14 protein-coding genes are annotated in these 17802 nt (G+C 41.2%); 7 read left to right on the forward strand and 7 right to left on the reverse strand.

Annotated features, from left to right (window positions below):
- Nucleotides 1-153 precede the first annotated feature (153 nt).
- Nucleotides 154-1263, forward strand: a complete 1110-nt coding sequence (locus ACFSTG_RS10060) for a sensor histidine kinase (protein WP_380751973.1) — start codon at nucleotides 154-156, stop codon at nucleotides 1261-1263.
- 351 nt (nucleotides 1264-1614) lie between these two features.
- On the opposite strand, the gene ACFSTG_RS10065 is transcribed toward ACFSTG_RS10060, so the two are convergent.
- The gene (locus ACFSTG_RS10065; protein ID WP_380751976.1) at nucleotides 1615-2022 is read right to left on the reverse strand and encodes a DUF2141 domain-containing protein; all 408 of its coding nucleotides are present in this window, start codon (nucleotides 2020-2022) and stop codon (nucleotides 1615-1617) included.
- A 437-nt stretch (nucleotides 2023-2459) separates the two neighbouring features.
- On the opposite strand from ACFSTG_RS10065, the gene ACFSTG_RS10070 reads away from it, so the two are divergent.
- The 4 genes from ACFSTG_RS10070 (at nucleotide 2460) to ACFSTG_RS10085 (ending at nucleotide 6894) form a co-directional block, all read left to right on the forward strand.
- Nucleotides 2460-2954 (forward strand): DsrE family protein, encoded by a 495-nt coding sequence (locus ACFSTG_RS10070; RefSeq protein WP_380751979.1) that lies wholly within the window; start codon nucleotides 2460-2462, stop codon nucleotides 2952-2954.
- A 458-nt stretch (nucleotides 2955-3412) separates the two neighbouring features.
- Entirely contained in the window at nucleotides 3413-5287 is a 1875-nt protein-coding gene (locus ACFSTG_RS10075; protein WP_380751982.1) for a sensor histidine kinase, read from the forward strand.
- Entirely contained in the window at nucleotides 5287-6030 is a 744-nt protein-coding gene (locus ACFSTG_RS10080; RefSeq protein ID WP_380751985.1) for a LytR/AlgR family response regulator transcription factor, read from the forward strand. Before ACFSTG_RS10075 ends, ACFSTG_RS10080 begins: the two co-directional genes overlap by 1 nt.
- A 117-nt stretch (nucleotides 6031-6147) precedes the next feature.
- The gene (locus tag ACFSTG_RS10085) at nucleotides 6148-6894 is read left to right on the forward strand and encodes a hypothetical protein (protein ID WP_380751988.1); all 747 of its coding nucleotides are present in this window, start codon (nucleotides 6148-6150) and stop codon (nucleotides 6892-6894) included.
- A 324-nt stretch (nucleotides 6895-7218) separates the two neighbouring features.
- Here the strand turns inward: ACFSTG_RS10085 and ACFSTG_RS10090 are convergent, their stop codons facing one another.
- From ACFSTG_RS10090 to ACFSTG_RS10105, 4 genes are all read right to left on the reverse strand, one after another.
- Complete coding sequence (locus ACFSTG_RS10090; RefSeq protein WP_380751991.1) at nucleotides 7219-8385, reverse strand: ABC transporter permease; 1167 nt, start codon at nucleotides 8383-8385, stop codon at nucleotides 7219-7221.
- A 3-nt stretch (nucleotides 8386-8388) separates the two neighbouring features.
- Nucleotides 8389-9348: an HlyD family secretion protein gene (locus ACFSTG_RS10095; RefSeq protein ID WP_380751994.1), complete on the reverse strand. Its 960-nt coding sequence runs from the start codon at nucleotides 9346-9348 to the stop codon at nucleotides 8389-8391.
- A gap of 15 nt (nucleotides 9349-9363) precedes the next feature.
- Nucleotides 9364-10734: a TolC family protein gene (locus ACFSTG_RS10100; protein ID WP_380751997.1), complete on the reverse strand. Its 1371-nt coding sequence runs from the start codon at nucleotides 10732-10734 to the stop codon at nucleotides 9364-9366.
- A gap of 137 nt (nucleotides 10735-10871) precedes the next feature.
- The gene (locus ACFSTG_RS10105) at nucleotides 10872-11432 is read right to left on the reverse strand and encodes a Crp/Fnr family transcriptional regulator (protein ID WP_380752000.1); all 561 of its coding nucleotides are present in this window, start codon (nucleotides 11430-11432) and stop codon (nucleotides 10872-10874) included.
- 310 nt (nucleotides 11433-11742) lie between these two features.
- On the opposite strand from ACFSTG_RS10105, the gene ACFSTG_RS10110 reads away from it, so the two are divergent.
- The gene (locus ACFSTG_RS10110) at nucleotides 11743-14658 is read left to right on the forward strand and encodes a VIT domain-containing protein (RefSeq protein WP_380752003.1); all 2916 of its coding nucleotides are present in this window, start codon (nucleotides 11743-11745) and stop codon (nucleotides 14656-14658) included.
- Nucleotides 14659-14731: 73 nt separating this feature from the next.
- On the opposite strand, the gene ACFSTG_RS10115 is transcribed toward ACFSTG_RS10110, so the two are convergent.
- Both ACFSTG_RS10115 and ACFSTG_RS10120 read right to left on the reverse strand, forming a co-directional pair.
- On the reverse strand, nucleotides 14732-15157 hold the full coding sequence (locus ACFSTG_RS10115; protein ID WP_380752006.1) for a hypothetical protein: 426 nt from the start codon (nucleotides 15155-15157) through the stop codon (nucleotides 14732-14734).
- 14 nt (nucleotides 15158-15171) lie between these two features.
- Nucleotides 15172-16119 (reverse strand): MIT C-terminal domain-containing protein, encoded by a 948-nt coding sequence (locus tag ACFSTG_RS10120; RefSeq protein ID WP_380752009.1) that lies wholly within the window; start codon nucleotides 16117-16119, stop codon nucleotides 15172-15174.
- Nucleotides 16120-16370: 251 nt separating this feature from the next.
- Here ACFSTG_RS10120 and ACFSTG_RS10125 point away from each other — a divergent pair, with 251 nt between their 5' ends.
- Nucleotides 16371-17711, forward strand: a complete 1341-nt coding sequence (locus ACFSTG_RS10125; protein WP_380752012.1) for a restriction endonuclease FokI C-terminal domain-containing protein — start codon at nucleotides 16371-16373, stop codon at nucleotides 17709-17711.
- Nucleotides 17712-17802 lie beyond the last annotated feature (91 nt).

The following is a 17802-nucleotide window of genomic DNA, read 5'->3' on the forward strand; positions in this document are numbered from 1 at the left end:
AAAATAAGATCATAAAGCAGGAAAACAAATACCGGTCTAAGATTTTGATTGGCAGAAGAAAAGACTCTTGTGCAGGAACTTACTAAGATTTAATAAGGCTTCAATAGCAAGATGTTCCCTTAATTAATGCTTACCTTTAAAAAATTCATAAAAATGATATTTTCCAGCATGCCTGAATTAATTGATGAAAATAAATCAGAAAATGATTATAAGAAAAATCAGGATCTTGAGAATTACTTCGCCAACACAATAATTCCGCAGCTTTTCATAGATAGAAATCTTATCCTGAAGAAATTCACCCCTCCTGCGATGAGGCAATTCTCTCTTACAGAAGAGGATGTAAACAGAGATATTCATGATGTGAAAGAAAATTTTCGTTTTCCCACTCTTATTGAAAATATTGAAGAAGTGATCCAAACCGGGGAGATCCTTGAGAAGGAAGTACAAACAACAGACGGGAAATGGTATCAAATGAATATTCTTCCATATAGAGTTTTTGAGGAGAACAGGAACGATGGGGTAATTATTACTTTTGTAGATATCACTAAAAGAATTAGAGCTATTGGAGAACTTGAGAAGTTAAATTCTGAATATCACACCCTAATAGACGCTCTTTCCCACGATATACGACAGCCGCTTTCGGCTATAGTACTTCTTTCTGATACTTTATTGAATGCTTATAACAAACAAAATGCGCCTCAGTTCGAAAAATATATAGCTACACTAAAGGCCAGCTCCAATGCCATGAGAGATCTGTTAATAGATTTTATAGCCGTAGGTGAAGATCAACCCGAACTTGAGGGAGAACCGGTTAGGGTAAATATTGAGAACATCGCGCAGGACGTGATTATTTCTTTAAAGTCGGAAATCTTTAATAAAGGTATTTCAATAGCTACAGATTTTCAAACTTCAGAAATTATCTTCTCAAGAAATAACTTAAGAAGTATCTTATATAACCTGCTGCGAAACTCAATTAAATATAAGAAGGCCGGGGAACTATTAAAGATCAACATTTCTACAGTTAAGCAGGATGATTACATAGTCTTACAGGTAAAGGACAACGGCATTGGAATTGCCGCGGAGCATCAGGAGGCTATCTTCCATAAATCCACCAGGGTTTCCCACAAAATTGAAGGCACAGGTATGGGTCTTTATATCATCAAACGAATGCTGGAAAATAACGGAGGAAGTATTAAGGTGGAAAGCCAACCGGGTCAAGGTTCGACCTTTTCTGTTTATTTCGCTTTAAATAAAGATATATAACTTAGGTCTGTCTATTGGGCCTCCCCTAATTCCATTTTTCTAGCTTATACCGTGAAATTCACTCAGGTGGTCATCACTTGGGATTAGTTTGTTTTAGTTTTTGTTAGTTTGCTTTTTTATTGCCCAATACATCATTTCATTTCCCCCTATACCAACCAATTAGTAAATGCCGCCACCATTTCTCTTTATAAAAGTAATGCGACACCCACAGCGGCAGCCAACCCGGATGGGACTTTAATTTCCCGAATTTTTTTGCCATTCAATTTTCTTGGGGGAATAAAGAGGTCTTATAAATAAATCCATTGTCTATTCTTTCTTCCCGAAACTTTTCTGCAGTTAAGAGCAAAAATTTTAATACTTGAGTTTAATGGACATTTGAAGATCTCTTCCATCATATAAAAATTCAGCGTCAGAAAACGAAGGAGCACTCAAGGCAGCTTTGGCATCACTGGAAAAAGCATAACCTTCCTTGGGTATACCTAACCAGTTCTTATCTAATTTTCCGTTGTAATTTTCATCATGAATCACGGCAATGGCGTATTTCCCTGGTTTGATATCTGAAAATTCAAAACTGGCATCTTTTCCTCTTATTTGTGTTATCATGATTTTGGATGCAAATTCCAGGAACTTATCGGGGAAGCCTTCGGGGGACTCAAAGATAGCACAGGCAATAACACCGGTATTGTTACCAATATTTTCAATTTTTACGTTAATAGCCGCACATTCTGCCTGGCCATAACCAGTTAATGGGAATAACATAAAACTTAGACCCAGCCAAAAGGCAGCTATAAACCGGCCGGAAATCAGAGGCTTCTGCCTACCATTTTGAGAAAACAGGGCATACATTCTTAATACATTAACTATCAGTAATTTAAGTATATCCTCAATGAAATACAAGTCCAAAAAAAAATAAATAACAGTTGATGTTTCTGCTGGTTAGTCCCAAATTATTATGCCTTTTTTCTCCGAGGATTAGTAGCAGAAAAGCAGGCATAGATAATAACTTTTGTTTAGGAAACAGAATTCGGAGAAGTTATATAAAATATGTAACTTATTAATTATTATTAAGTTAACTCTATTGATAAGCTTAATGCAGCAGAGGTAATTTATCCAGAAGCGGGAAATTATTTCAACTGGGTAAGATATCGATGATCGATAAATTATTTCTTTAATCAATAACCTTAAATTATTTAATTATGAAAAGATCAATGGTTTTAATAGTAGTATTATTTTTTCTGGGCTTAATGCCACAGGAAAACGTACAGGCACAAACAGAAGCCACTTATCAGGCACTGGAAGGCGTCAGCTCGGTAAATACTGTCTTTGATTTTAGGATCAGTGATGCAGATAAAGCTATGAGTCATCTGAACCTCATTCATGGAATGTTAGAGGATCCAAACATGATCATAAAAGGAGAACAACCGGAAGTTATTATTGTGCTTATTGGTCCCTCGGTAAATCTTGTGTCAACTGACAAGATGAAAAATGCTTCGGAGGCGAAAAATAAAATTGCCCAAAAGATATCAGACATGACTGCAGACGGCATTAGATTTGAGATTTGTATGACAGCCGCCCATGCTTACGGCGTTCCCGCCGATTCAGTTCTACCCGAGATCGTGCAGGTGAAAAACGGGTGGATATCCCTGGTTGGATACCAACAGAAAGGCTACTCAATGATTGCTGATTTTTAACAGGGAAAAATATTGCTCTGTCTTTGTGAACAAACATTTTGGGAGGGTTACTTAATTGTGCATTAACCACTAAGGCTGCGATTGCAGCGCTCCATAAGATCTCTTAGAAAACCCATCTTACCACAATCATCGTGTGGTAAAATGGGTTTTGAAGTAATTATACCGTAGAGGCTTATGCCGCATATATAGGGGGAATGAAATGATGTATTGCACAAAAAAGGGATATCATTTCAAGATGACATCAAAAAATACATGACTCCGGAAACCGGAAAAATGATCAGGAGATCTCTCTTCTCAATCAAAGACTCTTGATCTGATACTCCCCTGTGGCAAAAACCCTTATAAATCGACCAAGTAGTTTGTACTTCAGGTACTTATAATTAATCCAGGTGAATTATTTCCGGAGTTTGTCGTATCTTTTCCTCTATTATTTTCTCCCCCCCGATTTATTTATATGGATGAAAAAGATCTTCACATTTCTATTCCTGTTTTTGTGGACCGGCTTCAGCTTTGCCCAGGTAAAGGTTCCCGGCGCCGATGCGTCTGTAGATGCCACTCTTGTCTGGATGCGCGCCAATGAAACTTCAGCAGAAAATGTAGATCAATTCCACGAAATTGCCCTCAGGACCCTGAAACGCGGTCTCAAAACAGCGCCTGACAGTACAGTTGCGCAGATCCATGAATCTTTAGCCAGCTGGCATTCCTATAACGGCAAGTTCCCGACGGACTCTGTGGTGTATCATGCAGAAAAAGCGCTGGGTTATTACTTAAGATCTAATGATAAACAGAAAATCGCCGATTCCTACCGCTCACTTTCCATTGATTACCTGAATACCGGAGAATTAGAGAAAGCACAGGAGGTACTTTTTAAGGCCATTGATCTTTACGAAGAGCTTGGTGACGAGGCCGGCCTTGGTAGTGCCTACCGCACTTTAGGAGTGAAATACAGGGTGACAGAAGATTACGAAAAATCCATAGAATACACTAACCTGGCGATCCCCTTTTTGGAGGAAGCGGAAGATCACAGCTCAATAGCCATTGCCCAATTCAATTTGATCATTGGCTACGGCGAACTGGGAGAATTTGAAAAGGCCTATGAAGCCACAGAAAAATGCCTGGAGATCGTAAGAACAAAAGCCCCCGAAGAAGTCTTTGTGGCTGTGAGAGCCTACTCCTACCGGGGAGATGTGTATATCAAGGCCGGGGATCTTGAAAATGCACTCCAGGATTATATGACGGCATGGGAAATGTGCAAGCAGCAAATAGGTGAAGAACGTTGCGCCACCTATCGCACCGAGATTGGACACATTTTTCTTTTGCAGGAGAATTACGCGCAGGCTTTAGAACATCTGCTGGCGGGTGTGGACTCTTATGAGGACAAAGGGCAGGCAGGGCTCATTCAGCCCTATCTTGATCTTGCAGAAGCATACAGAAATCTGGGAGATTTCAGGAATGCCCTGATCTTCAAAGAAAGGGCCCACGCCAATTCAGAAAAGATGCTTCAGGAAAGGATCAACAGTATAGAATCTGAAATGGCAATCAAATATGAGACTGAAAAGAAGGATGAGGCTCTTGCCTCTCAGGCGGCAATACTTCTACAGAAGAACGAGACACAGACCCTCATAATCATTATCGCTTCCCTGCTGTTACTGTTTTTAATTTCCCTTCTTTATTTCTTCTACAAGAATAAAAAAGCCACCAGGATCATACGTACTAAAAATGCTGAAAAAGAACTTTTACTCAAGGAGATCCACCACCGGGTGAAAAATAACCTGGAAATGGTAAAAAGCCTTATCGCCCTTCAGGCGGCTCAAATTGAAGATCCCACCACCAAAGATGCCATGATCGCCAGTCAGAACAGGGTGCAGTCGATGGGGATCATCCATCAGAAGTTATATCAGGGCAATAACCTTGGAAGCATCGAAATGAAAGATTACTTCCTCAACCTTAGCGAAGGTATTCTCGATTCTTTTAATGCCGAAGAGCGGGTAAAAATAGAATGCGCCATGGATGACCTGGAGCTGGATGTGGATACCGCCGTTCCCATAGGTTTAATTGTGAACGAGCTGCTTACAAATGCCTTGAAATATGCTTTTCCTCAGGATCAAAGGGGAGTTATCAATATACGCCTGGAAAAGGAAAGGGAGCATTATCTAAAACTGGAAGTGAGCGATAACGGGATTGGAAAAACCGCAGGACTTGCTCCTAAGGGTACAGGTTTCGGCTCCCAATTGATAGAACTGCTCACCCGGCAACTTAACGGGCAGATGAGGGAACGCAGTGATACGGGAACTCACGTGGAATTTGATTTTGCCATTCAGAAAAGTGCATAATGGATGAAAAGATAAAGTTATTGATCGTGGAAGATGAGATGGTCATCGCTGCGAATATTTCCCTCCAGCTCACCGAAATGGGGTATGAGGTCACAGGCATTGTGCCCCGGGGTGAAGAAGCTTTGGTGCATGTGAGGGATAATCCTCCCGATATCATTTTGCTCGACATCAATCTTAAAGGCGAGCTGGATGGGATCGAAACTGCACGGGAAATGCAGAAGTTGCAGGATATCCCGGTGATCTATCTCACCGCGAACGTAGACGATGCACACTTCAACAGGGCCAGAGATACCCACCCATTTGGATTTATAGCCAAACCTTTTAAAAAGCTCGATCTGCAGCGGGCCATCGAATTAACTGTGAGTCAAATCAACTGCAGGAATGGCGGGAATACAAGTGCAGATCAACAAAAGGACGACACCTTTATCCTAAGCGACTGTATCTTTGTAAGGCATTTGAATTCAATGGTAAAGGTGAGTATTAAGGACATCCTGTACATTGAAGCCGAACGCAACTACTGCCGTATCTTCTCCAGTAGCAAGGAGTATTTAGTGGTGATGACCCTCAAGGAAATGGATAATAAACTTCCCTCAAAGCACTTTTTGAGAGTTCACCGTTCCTATATTATAAATATCTCCCAGGTAAAAGAAGTAGCCACCAGCCACCTGGTTATTGAGAGGAAAGCAATTCCCATAAGTAAATCCCTTAAGGAGGAGCTGCTCAAGCGACTACAGACCATTTAATTCCTTCGTTAATAAAATTCTCTTCTTTGGACAACATTTCGATGCTTTGGTCCCACCTTGCTTTAATTAACATCTGTTTATCAGTTACTTAGATGTGTATCCTAAAAAAATGATGTTATGAGAACGATGAGAATTATTATTACCACCCTGGTGGTAGCGATTTTTGAAACAGGTGTGCTTTCAGCACAAAATGGAGCAAGTGCAAGTGAGATCTTGACAACTACTGAAATTACCGTCAAACAGGGACATAATTCCCAGTTTATAGAAGGTGTGAAAAAATGGAAAGAATGTTACCTCAAACATAATGGTGAGGAGGAATGGACTATGTGGAGCAGGCAACAGGGAGAAGGCCAGGTGTATATAATGGCCGGCACAATTTCCACCTGGGGCGAAATGGAGAACAAAGACGATGTAGATAATGAATGTTATATAGAGCTACTGAATCATATACTGCCTCACATTGAAAAAGTAAAATCCAGAGTAGCCAGCTCTATGCCGGAAGTAAGCAGAAGCACTCCCGAAGATACAAAGTATATTTGGGTGACCTATTACAACGTACGCAATGAGAATACCTTTAAACAAGTAATTCGGGAGGTTACCAATGCTATTAAGAACAAGGAGGGATCACCTCGTGGCCTTTGGTATAACTTTCAACTTGGTGCACCCGATACTCCACACTTTATGGTGGTTGAACCCTATAAGGGATATGCCGACATTGACATTAAGAGAGATAGTCCGGCAAAGGTATATACAGATGCCGTGGGAGAAGAAAAAGCGCAGGAACTGTGGGAGGTATGGTTTGACACTCTGGAGGAGAGATGGGCTTATATCTATAAACTGAATCCCGAAATGAGCAGTTACTAAAGCCGAAGAGATCCTCATTTCTGTGTGCGCCCCCTTGGAAGCAGGGCTCCGGGTTTTCCCTTTAAAAAAGGAGACCGGAGCATGCTTTTTGTATTCGTACAGATGTTTCCCATCTTAGATTAACGAGTACGTACGAGTTACTTTTCTTGATATGAAGGATCCCTGGGGAGAAGTTTAAGCTTTTTAATCTTTGCTTAAATGAATATTTCATACCATAAAGACACTCTTGATAGCAGGTAGTTCCCGATACAAATTTCATACTGCAAGGGAAGTCTGATATTCACCCGAACTGACGCGAAGATTTATTGCTGAAATTCATTGATCTCAACTCATTTTATACTTCCTCCTGGTTCTTTTGATCTTGATCTGCAGCAGCAGGGCCATGGCGAGGAAGGTGATGACAATGATCAATATAAGGATCTTAATCTCGGGAAGTACATCTGCCATGCCCCCTCCAAAGTAAGCTACCTTTCTAAAGGCGGTAAGGAAATGCGTCACCGGTATGGATTGGGCAATGGCATTAATGAACCCGGGGATGGCAAGGCTGGGCCAGGTAAAGCCGCTAATTACAAAGGCCGGGGTAGAGATCACCATCAGCAATTCTGTTGCCTTTAACTGGTTAGGAATGGCCACCGAGAACAACATCCCCACCCCCATCGAGGCAAGGCTAAGAAGTGTGATCAATACCAGCATGGGCAGATTAAAGACTTCAGCTTCTACATTGAAGTATATAAAAAGCCGGCCCACAAAGAACCACATAAAAGGCAGGAAGATTATAAAAGGGGTGGCTTTTAAAGCTATGAGGTAAAAGGAGGATTTCTTTTTCTTCACCAGCTGCCGGAAATACCCGTCTTCAAAATCCCTGGAAAACACCAGCGCCATCGCCAAAAAGATCACCTGCTGCATAATGGCCCCTAACAGCCCCGGCAGCATAAAGCTTAGGTAATTTCCCGTAGAATTGTACAGTTTGTGGAAATTGACCTTAAAGCTTTCATAGGAAGCCATCGCGGCCGCCGGGGACATCCCCTGTTTCTTAAGGCTTTCTATCTCCATACCCGCATTCAGGGTCATAAGCACCTGCTGAATGTTCTTGCTGGCAGTATTCGCATTAAGGATGTTGGCCATATTAAGATCTACCCGCACTTCGGGATATCTTTTTTGAAGTACGTCTGCTTCAAATCCTGCCGGAATGGTGATCACAGCGGCATATTGCGCTACCGGCATCTCCTGCAGAATATTGCCGGGATCATAACGCCTGTCCTTTACCAGCAAACCTTCATTGTCTTCAAAGGCATCAATGATCTTATCTGACAGCGGACTTTTATCCTGGTCTACGATCACTACAGGTAGATCTACCACCTTTGCCTGCTGATAGACATAACCAAAGAGGAACCCGTATAATACCGGGGCGCCAAAGAAGATGGCAAGCAGCACATTGTTGGAAAAGATACGTTTGAATTCCCTTCTCAGTAAAATTTGAAATGTCTTCATCAGCTATTCTTTTATTAAAATGGTGGCGTTCTGGTAATAGGTGCTTTCCGAAGCATTAGAAGTGGGGATCACCTTGAGCTCGTATACAGATTCCGAAAGCCCGTACAGAGGTGCCGTAGTGGTGATATCGGCATACTGTGGCAGTTGTTTTATATAGGCAATCCTGCCGGTCATTTCCTCATTGGTATAGGGGTTGACCATCTTTAGTTCCATCCCCTGTTCAAAATCATAGATACGGGACTCATTGATTGTGAACCGGATATAAACACTGTGCTTCCTGTAGCCGTTAAAGAGCGTGTAGCCGGGAGTAAGCAGTTCGCCTTCCTCCAGACTTATAGTTTCGATAGTCATGTTGGCCGGGGCAAGAAGGTATTTCTCATCAGATGCTGTAAGCACCTCTTCCCGGGCACCACGTGCACGCTCCAGTTGACCCCGCGCCTGGTCCAGCTGTTCAACCCTTACACTTTTCCCTGCCTCTTCCCGCTTTGCTTCCACTGCTGCGACCTGAGCTTTGGCCATTTCAAGCTTCATCTTCACTTCATCCAGTTGTTGCCGGGAAATAAGGGAATCCCTGTACATGTTCTCCAGCCGGGAATAGGATTCTGTCGCGAAATTAAGCTCTGCTTTTGCCGCGTCCAGTTTTCCTTCAATTTGAACAAGCTGCTCTGTTGTAGCCCCGGCATTGGCCATATTGAATTGTCCGCGGGCGGCCGTCATTGCACCCTCTGCCTGTATCATCTTTGCACTGAGCTCGGGTATATCAATAAAAGCAAGGGTATCACCTTTGCGAACCTCATCGCCTTCTCCCACGTAGAGCCTCCCGATGCGCCCTGCCAGTTTACTGCTTACCGATAGGGTTTCAAATTTAACTTTTCCCCTGTAGGGGGTGATTTCCTGTTCATTGCTACAGGAAGCCAGTACCAAAATGCTTATAAGGCTGAATGCAATTTTTATAGTTCTCATCTCTGTTAATATTGTTTAGTAGTTAAGTTGACCTTTTGAATGAAGAAGCGCGGTGAGTGCCCGGCGCTGATTGTAATAGGATTCCTGAAGCTGAAAATTTGCACTTTCCAGGTCCCGCAGGGCATCCAGTACATCGGTAATGGTAGCGAGGTTATTTTTGTACTGTTTATTCACCATTTCATAGGTGGCACCGGCCAGCTCGATCTCCTTTTGAGCAATCCGTGAATTTTGCAGGGAAGCTTCATAGGTGTGTTCGGCTTTTACGATGCTCAACGCGATCATTTCTTCAGCTTCTTCGATCTGTTGCCTGAATTTTCCGGCTTCAAGTTGCGTTTTCCGGCTGTTTAAGCGCGACTGTCCGCCGTCGAACAAATTCCATTTTACCCCCACTGCCGCATACCATTGGGGATCAAAAAGGGAAAGGTCGTCTTCCAGGAATTCATAATGTCCTTTTAAAGCGATCTTCGGAATAAAGTGGCTTTTCTCCATTTTCGCCTTGTAGGCAGTAGCTTTTTCTGCTTCTTCCAGCGCCAGTATTTCATTACGTTTTGCTGGGGTGAGGTTGTCCGGAGACATTGGAGCAAGCTTTGGTTCCAGGGAACGCAGTACCTCTTTATCTTCTCCTGTTAACTGGTGCAGGCGCTCAATTAACAGCTTCCGGTTATGACTGTATTCCAGTTGCCGGGCTGCCAGTTGCTGCCGGGCCAGCGCTACCTTTTGGCGGCTGATGGGGGTTGCCAGTCCATTCTCTATAGCTTTCTTCACGTAGTGCTCCTGGTCCTCCAAAAAGGCTTCGGAAGCAGCAAGCACCTCTTCGGAAGCATTCACTAATGCCAGCTGATCATAGGTTTCAATAATGCTGAGGATGATATGATCTCTTTCAGCCATACCCGCGTAGCGCAGCGAGCTCTCCTTATGCCTGGCAGCCTTTAATGCATTGGAAGCTTCGAAGCCGCTGAAGATCACCCAGTCTACATCTACAGAAGATTTGAGGATATCCTTATTCTGAAGATTGTTGATATCCTGAAGCGGAATATGCTCCGGAAAGGCCGCGTTAAAAGGAATACCTGCCGCCTCCTTGATTAGTAGCTTTTGGGTAGCCTTTAACAGGCTTTGAGTATCATCATCAAAACTGATGTCATCATTGAGGCGGGTATAGCTTCCGGTTACGGTGAGCTTTGGAAGAAATACAGATTTTGCAAGTTTCTGGTCTACCTGCGCCTGTTCGGTTTCCAGTTGATTGATATTGAGGCTGTGGCTCTTCTCCAGTCCCTTTTCGATTAGGTGCTCCAGGACAGGATCTGTTTCCTGTGCAGAAGCAGTGAAAGGCATCAACCCGGCCAACCAGGTAAAGAATAAGATTAAAGTTAAGGAGCTTATTTTCATTGCAGCTATTTTTTTAGGACTGCAAAGGTGCTCACTAAAACAGGAGTTTCTTTTGACCTAGATCAAATAACAACGGGAAGGTCTACCAAGCGGATCTTCTGCGGAAAGGGATGCTGATCTTTAAAAAAAACAGGAAATCAGGTTTTCCTGATGCGGCTAAGGGTTTCCTGGGTCATTCCAAGGTAAGAGGCAATATAGCCCAGGGCGACCCTGTTGGCGAGTTCGGGGTATTCACTCAACATGTAGTCATAACGTTCACGGGCGGTCTGGAATTGAATGGCATTCAATTTATTGACCACCCGGGTGAGCATTTCTGTAGAAAGAAGTCTTCCCAGTTTTTCCATGTTATGGTACCGGGAGAACAAAAGGTCCAGCTTGTCGCGGGTGATACTGTAAAGAACAGCATCTTCCAGCATTTCCAGGTAGTACAAACTGGGATTTTGCTGAAAAAAACTTTCAATGCTGGACATAAAATGTCCTTCCACGAAAAACCATTGGGTAATTTCCTTACCGTCTTCTTTAAGGTAGTAGCTTCTTCCCACCCCCTGCTCCACGAAATAAAGCTTGGAGCAGATCTGGCCTTCCTTTACCAGGGGTTGATTTTTGGGTATGGTTTCTCTTTCAAAATGAGACACAATATCCTCCAGTTCTCCGGAAGGAAAAGGAACGGTTTTAACTAAATAATCGGTAAGGCTCATAAACCGGGATTTCTTGAGAATTCCAGGTGTAAAACTAAGTAAATTCTATGGTTTAAGACGGGAAATTGGGGATTGGTCCCTCCTACACTCCTCCTTCGCAGGATAAGGGAAGCTACGGAGGATGAAGGTTGGTTAATTGGGATCTTACAGTATGTCGTACGATCTCTGTCTATTTTCATCTCCCACTTTCCACATTCCTCCCGTTTAAGAGGATTATTCAATATTTTAAGATAAAAATTAGGTTTTATTTATTTTGGTCTTAAATTTGATTTCCTTACCTGACCAATATTGACCTTAACCTTCCCATTAGATGAAATACTTTCCAAGTTTAGTCCGTCCAGCCATTCTTTCTGCGAATAAAAAAATATTATTACTCATTGTTCTTGCATTTTTTGCAAATGCTCTTGGGGCACAAAACCTGCCGGCAATAACAACTAATTCAGAAGAGGATAAACCCATTGAATTAAAACGGCTGCATATCAATGTTTTTGTCATTGAAAACATTGCGACCACTACTTTCGAAATGCAGTTCTATAACAACAATGACCGGGTAATGGAAGGAGAACTGGAATTTCCGTTAAACAATGGCACTACGGTTTCAGCATTTGCCCTGGACGTAAATGGGGAAATGCGGAAAGGAGTTGTTGTAGAAAAAGAAAAAGCAACACAGGCATTTGAAGCAGTCACCCGCCGAAACATAGATCCGGGAATTGTAGAGGTAACCAGGGGGAATAACTTTAAAGCCAGAGTCTATCCCATTCCTCCACGAGGATATAAAAAAGCGGTCATCTCTTTTGAACAGGAACTTAAGGGGAATAAGGATGATTATCTCTATCAATTACCCATGAATTTCAAACAAAAACTGGAGGAGTTTTCAGTAAGGGTTGAAGTGGTGATGAACAAGCCCGAAGTTACCAAAAGCAAACACCCTGCTATTAATCTCATTTTTACTGAAGCCCGGAATTCTTATATAAGTGAATACCGGGAAAAAAATGTTAGCCTCGATACCCGGTTAGCCTTTTCTATTCCAAAACCCGATAATCTCAGGGAGGTACTCACCTATAAAGGAGAAGTCACCTCAGATAATTATTTCTATATCAATTTAAATCCAGACCGGGAATCTATCAGCAAACCAAAACCTTCCAGAATTGCCATTGTATGGGATGAATCATCTTCGGGTAAGGACCGGGACACACAAAAGGAAATAGCCCTGCTGAAAAATTACCTGAAATGGATGCAGGAGGGAGAAATTGAATTAAAGACCTTTTCGAATAAGCTTCATACAGAAAGGACCTTCAGACTGGCCGATGGTACATCTCCCCGGCTTATAAAATTCCTGGAGGCTTTATCATATGACGGGGGAACAAATTTGGGTGCGGTTGATTTCAGCAGCATTAACTGTGAGGAAATCCTTTTGTTTACCGATGGGATCTCCACCTTTGGAGAAAAATTTCAGGATACATTTACCTGTCCTGTGATCCCTGTCAACAGTTCAAATATTGCAGATCATAATCTGCTGGAGTATGTCGCTTCCGCTTCAAATGGAATTTACATCAATGCCATAAATCTCACCGGAGAAGAGATTACAGCCCTGCTGCAAAACCATCAGAAAACACTGATAAGGGCGGAATATGACCCTGAAAAGATTTCAGGTTTCTTTTATGAAAATGCTTATGCTTTGAATGGAAACTTCAGCTGTGCAGGTAAGGTGGAAGGAGCAAAAACTGAAATAAAGCTGCATTTTGGATATGGGGACAGGATTACCGAAACCCGTACCCTGACCATTGACAACACAAAACGTATACAGAATGGCCTTGGAGAAAGGATTTGGGCACAGAAGAAATTAAAGTCCCTTCTGGTCAATGGAGTACATTCAGAAGTTGTGAACCATGGAAAAAAATTCAGCCTGGTCACCCCGGGAACTTCCCTTATTGTACTGGACGAGGTACAGGATTATGTAAACTACGGGATCACTCCTCCCCCCTCCCTTCAGAAGGAATATAACCGGCTACTCGCCCTCAGAAATAAAGAAAATACAGGGACCAGAGAAAGGCGTTTAAACGAGATCTGCGAGCAGTTCAAAATAGACATTGACTGGTGGGAATCAGATCATAAAGCAGCTAATAAAAACAGCGAAATACCCCGGGATGCTCCACCGGCACTTGAGGAAGTTATAGAGGTGGCAGAAAACGTCATGGATATGGAAGATGCCGTCCTCGAGGAGGTTGTGGTCACAGGTTACAATGCCCGCTCAACCACCCCAGGAATGGCAGTAAATACTGAGGGAAGGCAGGCACTGTCTTCATCTGTAAAGATCCAAAAATGGGAAAGTAATGCGGGGTACATGAGTGAATTAAAGGCAACCGACGTAGAAAACCTATATCCAAAGTACCTGGAGCTAAAGCCTGAAAATATAGAAAATCCATCTTTCTATTTCGACGTGGCCACTTACCTGTTTGAAAAGCAGCAGCGGGAAACGGGTTTAAGAGTGCTTTCAAATCTTGCTGAATTACAATTAGAGAATACTGAACTAATGCGAACGCTGGGCCGCAAACTGGTCGAGTATGAATTTTACACCGAAGCACTAAGTATTTTTAATGAGGTGATGAACCTGCGGTCTTTTGAACCACATTCCTATATCGATCTGGGCCTCACCTATGCTGAAATGGGGAAATACCAAAAAGCCATTGATGAACTCTACAAGGTAGTTGATAAGGAATGGGACAATGACATTAGTTCCCGCTTCCCCGGCATTGAAGTCATTGTACTGCACGATATCAACAAGATCATTTATAATAACAGAAAAGATTTGGATATTTCCCGTATACGGGAATGTTTCCTGAAGCATATGCCGGTTGATATAAGGGTAGTGATCGATTGGGATGCCAATGAAACAGACATCGATCTTTGGGTTACCGACCCCCGCGGAGAAAAATGCAGCTACCAGAACAAGTATACCGCGATTGGAGGAAAAATGTCCAATGACATTACCACGGGCTACGGACCGGAAGAATTCAGGTTAAAAGAGGCCAGTGCAGGAACCTATAGGATACAGGCTAAATTTTACGGGAGCAGGAAACAGACACTGCAAGGCAATGTAACCGTTAGAGCTCTTGTCTATACAGGCTTTGGCAGCAAAGACGGACATAAGGAGATCCTCACGCTGCAACTGGAACCTGATAAGCAGGGGGATTATACCATTGGGGAAGTACTATTTGAGAAGTAAATTTCTGAAAGCTCCAGTAATTACCTGACGGATACTTAAGCAATAAACATCTATTCCTTCAACTTTAAAGAAACTAAACCTGCTTGTTCCAAATAGGTAAAGACCCGCGATATGCTTGAAGGACTAATAGCAATTTTCTTTCTATTTCTCTGGGAATTCTCTGATCATACTTACCATGAGTTATATACCAATGTACATGTAATTTCTCAATACCGTCCTCTTCCATTTTTTGAGGCCAAGACCTTCTCCTTGCTTCTTTAAATTGTTTCCCTTTGATAATTCGCCCCCCGATTCCGTCCTGACGATGAATAATTTCTCCATTCTGACCTTCTCTACCGGAAATTCCGATATAAATGAGATTCTTTATGGAAACTTCTTCAGCATAAACTAAGTAAATACCACTGCTGTGATTTGGAGCGTTACATACTTGGGAAAGCCTGTCTTTTGCATTAAACTGAAATTGATCCTTTTCTTGAAATTTTTCTAAAAACTTAAACATAATTAAAAGTAGTTTTACACCGACGTTTGGACTAAATAGGTAATCTCACAAGGCTTACATTTCCTCCACCTTTGATCTACATCACCTATGGAGAAACGACCTTCTCTTTTCTCATAAATATCGAGCCCCCGGCCAAGAATAATTTTGCAATCATTATTTGCTTTGATGTATCGATCGTGATGTTTTTCAAGAGCAAAGGTTAGGTTGATCCTCATATCCTTTACACTGGCAGCTATTTCCTCAAAACAAGTCTTACTTTGTTCCTGGAATTCCCTGGTGTTCCACGAGATCACTTTTAGACTTATTGTCCTGCCGGGTTCATTATTATTATTTCCAAGCATCACACAAAATTCTAACAGGTTCTGGAATTGGTAAGGCAATCTAATCCAGGGATCCTGTAATTCTATATAGTCAGCTCCTTTTAAAAATTCACCGAATAATTTTTCATAGGTAATGTTGGTTTGGTTGTGCACAATAATTCGCTGTTTCCGCACCACAGGATCTAATTTTGGAACTGAAGTAAAGGAAATGACTTCAGGTTTTAAAGCAGGTCGTGAGACAGATTTTTTATCGGATGAAGATTTTAGTTCCTCAGGTATGGAAAACTTTTCTACTATAAAAGGTTTGAAATCTACACCTGTACCTCCGGACAAAATATCTTTCAAATATCGATCTTGACGATCACTGGAAATAAGAATATCTGCAGCATTTTTTGATTCCCATATTCGAAAATTTTTCACAGGAGATGTAAACGTGGCGGCAGGAATTTGGAGCAACTTGATTTGATCTTCTCCATTTAATATGATGTTCCAGTCTTTCTTAAAATTTTTGAGCTTAATATTCATCCACCAGCCAACCCGGGTGGGACTGGTACTAATACTCGCAAAAGTTGTATTCTTTGTATTCAGCTTTGCAGCCCCAAATCTACTATTAATGTAACTGATTACCTGAGTTTTAGTCATTGCTTCAAATTTGAAAATTAATAACAGAGGGGAAAACAATTAGAAATTTAATCAATTTTCTGAAATTCACCTTTCAAACCTTTAAGAAAATATTTAGATTTACTGAAACCAATTCTGAAGCTCACACCTCCTTACTCCGGCTCCAGAAAATAATCTAACACCACCTCCTTAAGTATGGCATTATTTCAGGTTTCTCTTGAAAACAACTCAAGCTTCAGATTAACAGTTTAACCTTGATAACCAAATTTAGAATGATAAATAACAAACAAAAAGATCAAATTTTAAAAATCTGGAATAGCTATAGCAGCTCTGATAAACTCGTTTTAGACACTAAAGGAAATGTGCTGCCAAATATTGATGGAGAACGTGAAAAGGCTATTGAGTCCCTTCAGGAATATTTAAATGAATTCGTAAACGGGAAAATAGATATTCATGAGTTCAAAACTACTGTCGACAGTTTTAACAAGCGGAATAACCTTTGGGGGTTTACCGCAACTAAAGGGCAAATGTTTTTTAATCAATTAGTAAGAAATAGTGAAAATAAAATAGATCGCTTAGTTTCCTTGCTAAAGAAGGTTCTGGTAGAACCGAAAGATTTAGAGGAAGCATTGGAGCATATACAAACTCTGGAAAATTATTGTATTGAGAATTATAAAGATGCTAAAGACCGAAGAAAGGTTGCTAATCCAAGTTCAGTAGGATATTTTCTTTCATATTTTTGGCAAATTCAAAACCATAAGGAGTGGCCAATAATTTATACCTCCCTAACAATTTCATTTGAAGAAATAAATCTATGGAGACCATTTGAAAACCAAAAAGAAGCTTATTCCTATTTTTTTAAACTTAATGAGGAGGTAAAATTATTACTTGAAAAGGAAACAAGTAAGAAAATTTCGAACTGGCAAGTAGAACATGCTTTTTGGAAGTTTAAAGGTAACCCCAATAAGGAAAAGAAAACAGTTGTCGAAAAAAATGTGGAAAAAGAAACTTCAGAAGATTCAGAAACAAAGTTGAGCATAACAGCCAACTTTAAACTTGAAGATTATCTATTCCCCAAGGTAGCAAAGCTGATTGAAATAGGAGCGGATACAGAGCAGAGTTCTTCTAAAAAGGGCAACCAATTCGAAAACTTGGTTTCTGAAGTTTTTAAACTTATGGATTTTGATGTTCAATCGTTAGGACAGGGATATGGAAGAACTCCCGATGCAATTATTAAATTCCCAGAAGAACATACGGCTTTTCTTGTAGATGCTAAAGCCTATACAAATGGGTATAGTTTAGGATTAGATGATCGTGCGATTAAAGAATATATTTCTTATCATACACCAATCCTAAAAAAGGAAGGTTATACTAAGATTGGATTCATAATAGTTAGTAATAGTTTTAAAAGCAACTTTGAAGAATTTATAAATGACATTACTTGGAACACAGAGATCAAAAGGTTCATACTATTACAGTCTGAAGCCTTACTTTATCTGTTAGCTTACAAATCCAAAGACCGTTTGACATTACCTAATATCATTGAGACACTTATCAGTCTCAACAGTCCTATAACTTCAAAACAGATTATAGAAGAGTATGATGATGTTTAATATTGACAAAGGATACTCTTCGATTTTGTTAAGAATCTGAAGGTGATACTCTATTGGCCAAATAAATTAGAGTATATTTGGTTTGTTTGCA

The sequence above is a fragment of the Salinimicrobium flavum genome, from assembly GCF_042684505.1.
Taxonomy (GTDB): Bacteria; Bacteroidota; Bacteroidia; order Flavobacteriales; family Flavobacteriaceae; genus Salinimicrobium; species Salinimicrobium flavum.

What these genes read in the sequence shown, in the direction of transcription:
- ACFSTG_RS10060 (WP_380751973.1), top strand. Translation starts at nt 154, where the DNA reads ATGATATTTTCCAGCATGCCTGAATTAATTGATGAAAATAAATCAGAA.
- ACFSTG_RS10065 (WP_380751976.1), bottom strand. Translation starts at nt 2,022, where the DNA reads ATGTTATTCCCATTAACTGGTTATGGCCAGGCAGAATGTGCGGCTATT.
- ACFSTG_RS10070 (WP_380751979.1), top strand. Translation starts at nt 2,460, where the DNA reads ATGAAAAGATCAATGGTTTTAATAGTAGTATTATTTTTTCTGGGCTTA.
- ACFSTG_RS10075 (WP_380751982.1), top strand. Translation starts at nt 3,413, where the DNA reads ATGAAAAAGATCTTCACATTTCTATTCCTGTTTTTGTGGACCGGCTTC.
- ACFSTG_RS10080 (WP_380751985.1), top strand. Translation starts at nt 5,287, where the DNA reads ATGGATGAAAAGATAAAGTTATTGATCGTGGAAGATGAGATGGTCATC.
- ACFSTG_RS10085 (WP_380751988.1), top strand. Translation starts at nt 6,148, where the DNA reads ATGAGAACGATGAGAATTATTATTACCACCCTGGTGGTAGCGATTTTT.
- ACFSTG_RS10090 (WP_380751991.1), bottom strand. Translation starts at nt 8,385, where the DNA reads ATGAAGACATTTCAAATTTTACTGAGAAGGGAATTCAAACGTATCTTT.
- ACFSTG_RS10095 (WP_380751994.1), bottom strand. Translation starts at nt 9,348, where the DNA reads ATGAGAACTATAAAAATTGCATTCAGCCTTATAAGCATTTTGGTACTG.
- ACFSTG_RS10100 (WP_380751997.1), bottom strand. Translation starts at nt 10,734, where the DNA reads ATGAAAATAAGCTCCTTAACTTTAATCTTATTCTTTACCTGGTTGGCC.
- ACFSTG_RS10105 (WP_380752000.1), bottom strand. Translation starts at nt 11,432, where the DNA reads ATGAGCCTTACCGATTATTTAGTTAAAACCGTTCCTTTTCCTTCCGGA.
- ACFSTG_RS10110 (WP_380752003.1), top strand. Translation starts at nt 11,743, where the DNA reads ATGAAATACTTTCCAAGTTTAGTCCGTCCAGCCATTCTTTCTGCGAAT.
- ACFSTG_RS10115 (WP_380752006.1), bottom strand. Translation starts at nt 15,157, where the DNA reads ATGTTTAAGTTTTTAGAAAAATTTCAAGAAAAGGATCAATTTCAGTTT.
- ACFSTG_RS10120 (WP_380752009.1), bottom strand. Translation starts at nt 16,119, where the DNA reads ATGACTAAAACTCAGGTAATCAGTTACATTAATAGTAGATTTGGGGCT.
- ACFSTG_RS10125 (WP_380752012.1), top strand. Translation starts at nt 16,371, where the DNA reads ATGATAAATAACAAACAAAAAGATCAAATTTTAAAAATCTGGAATAGC.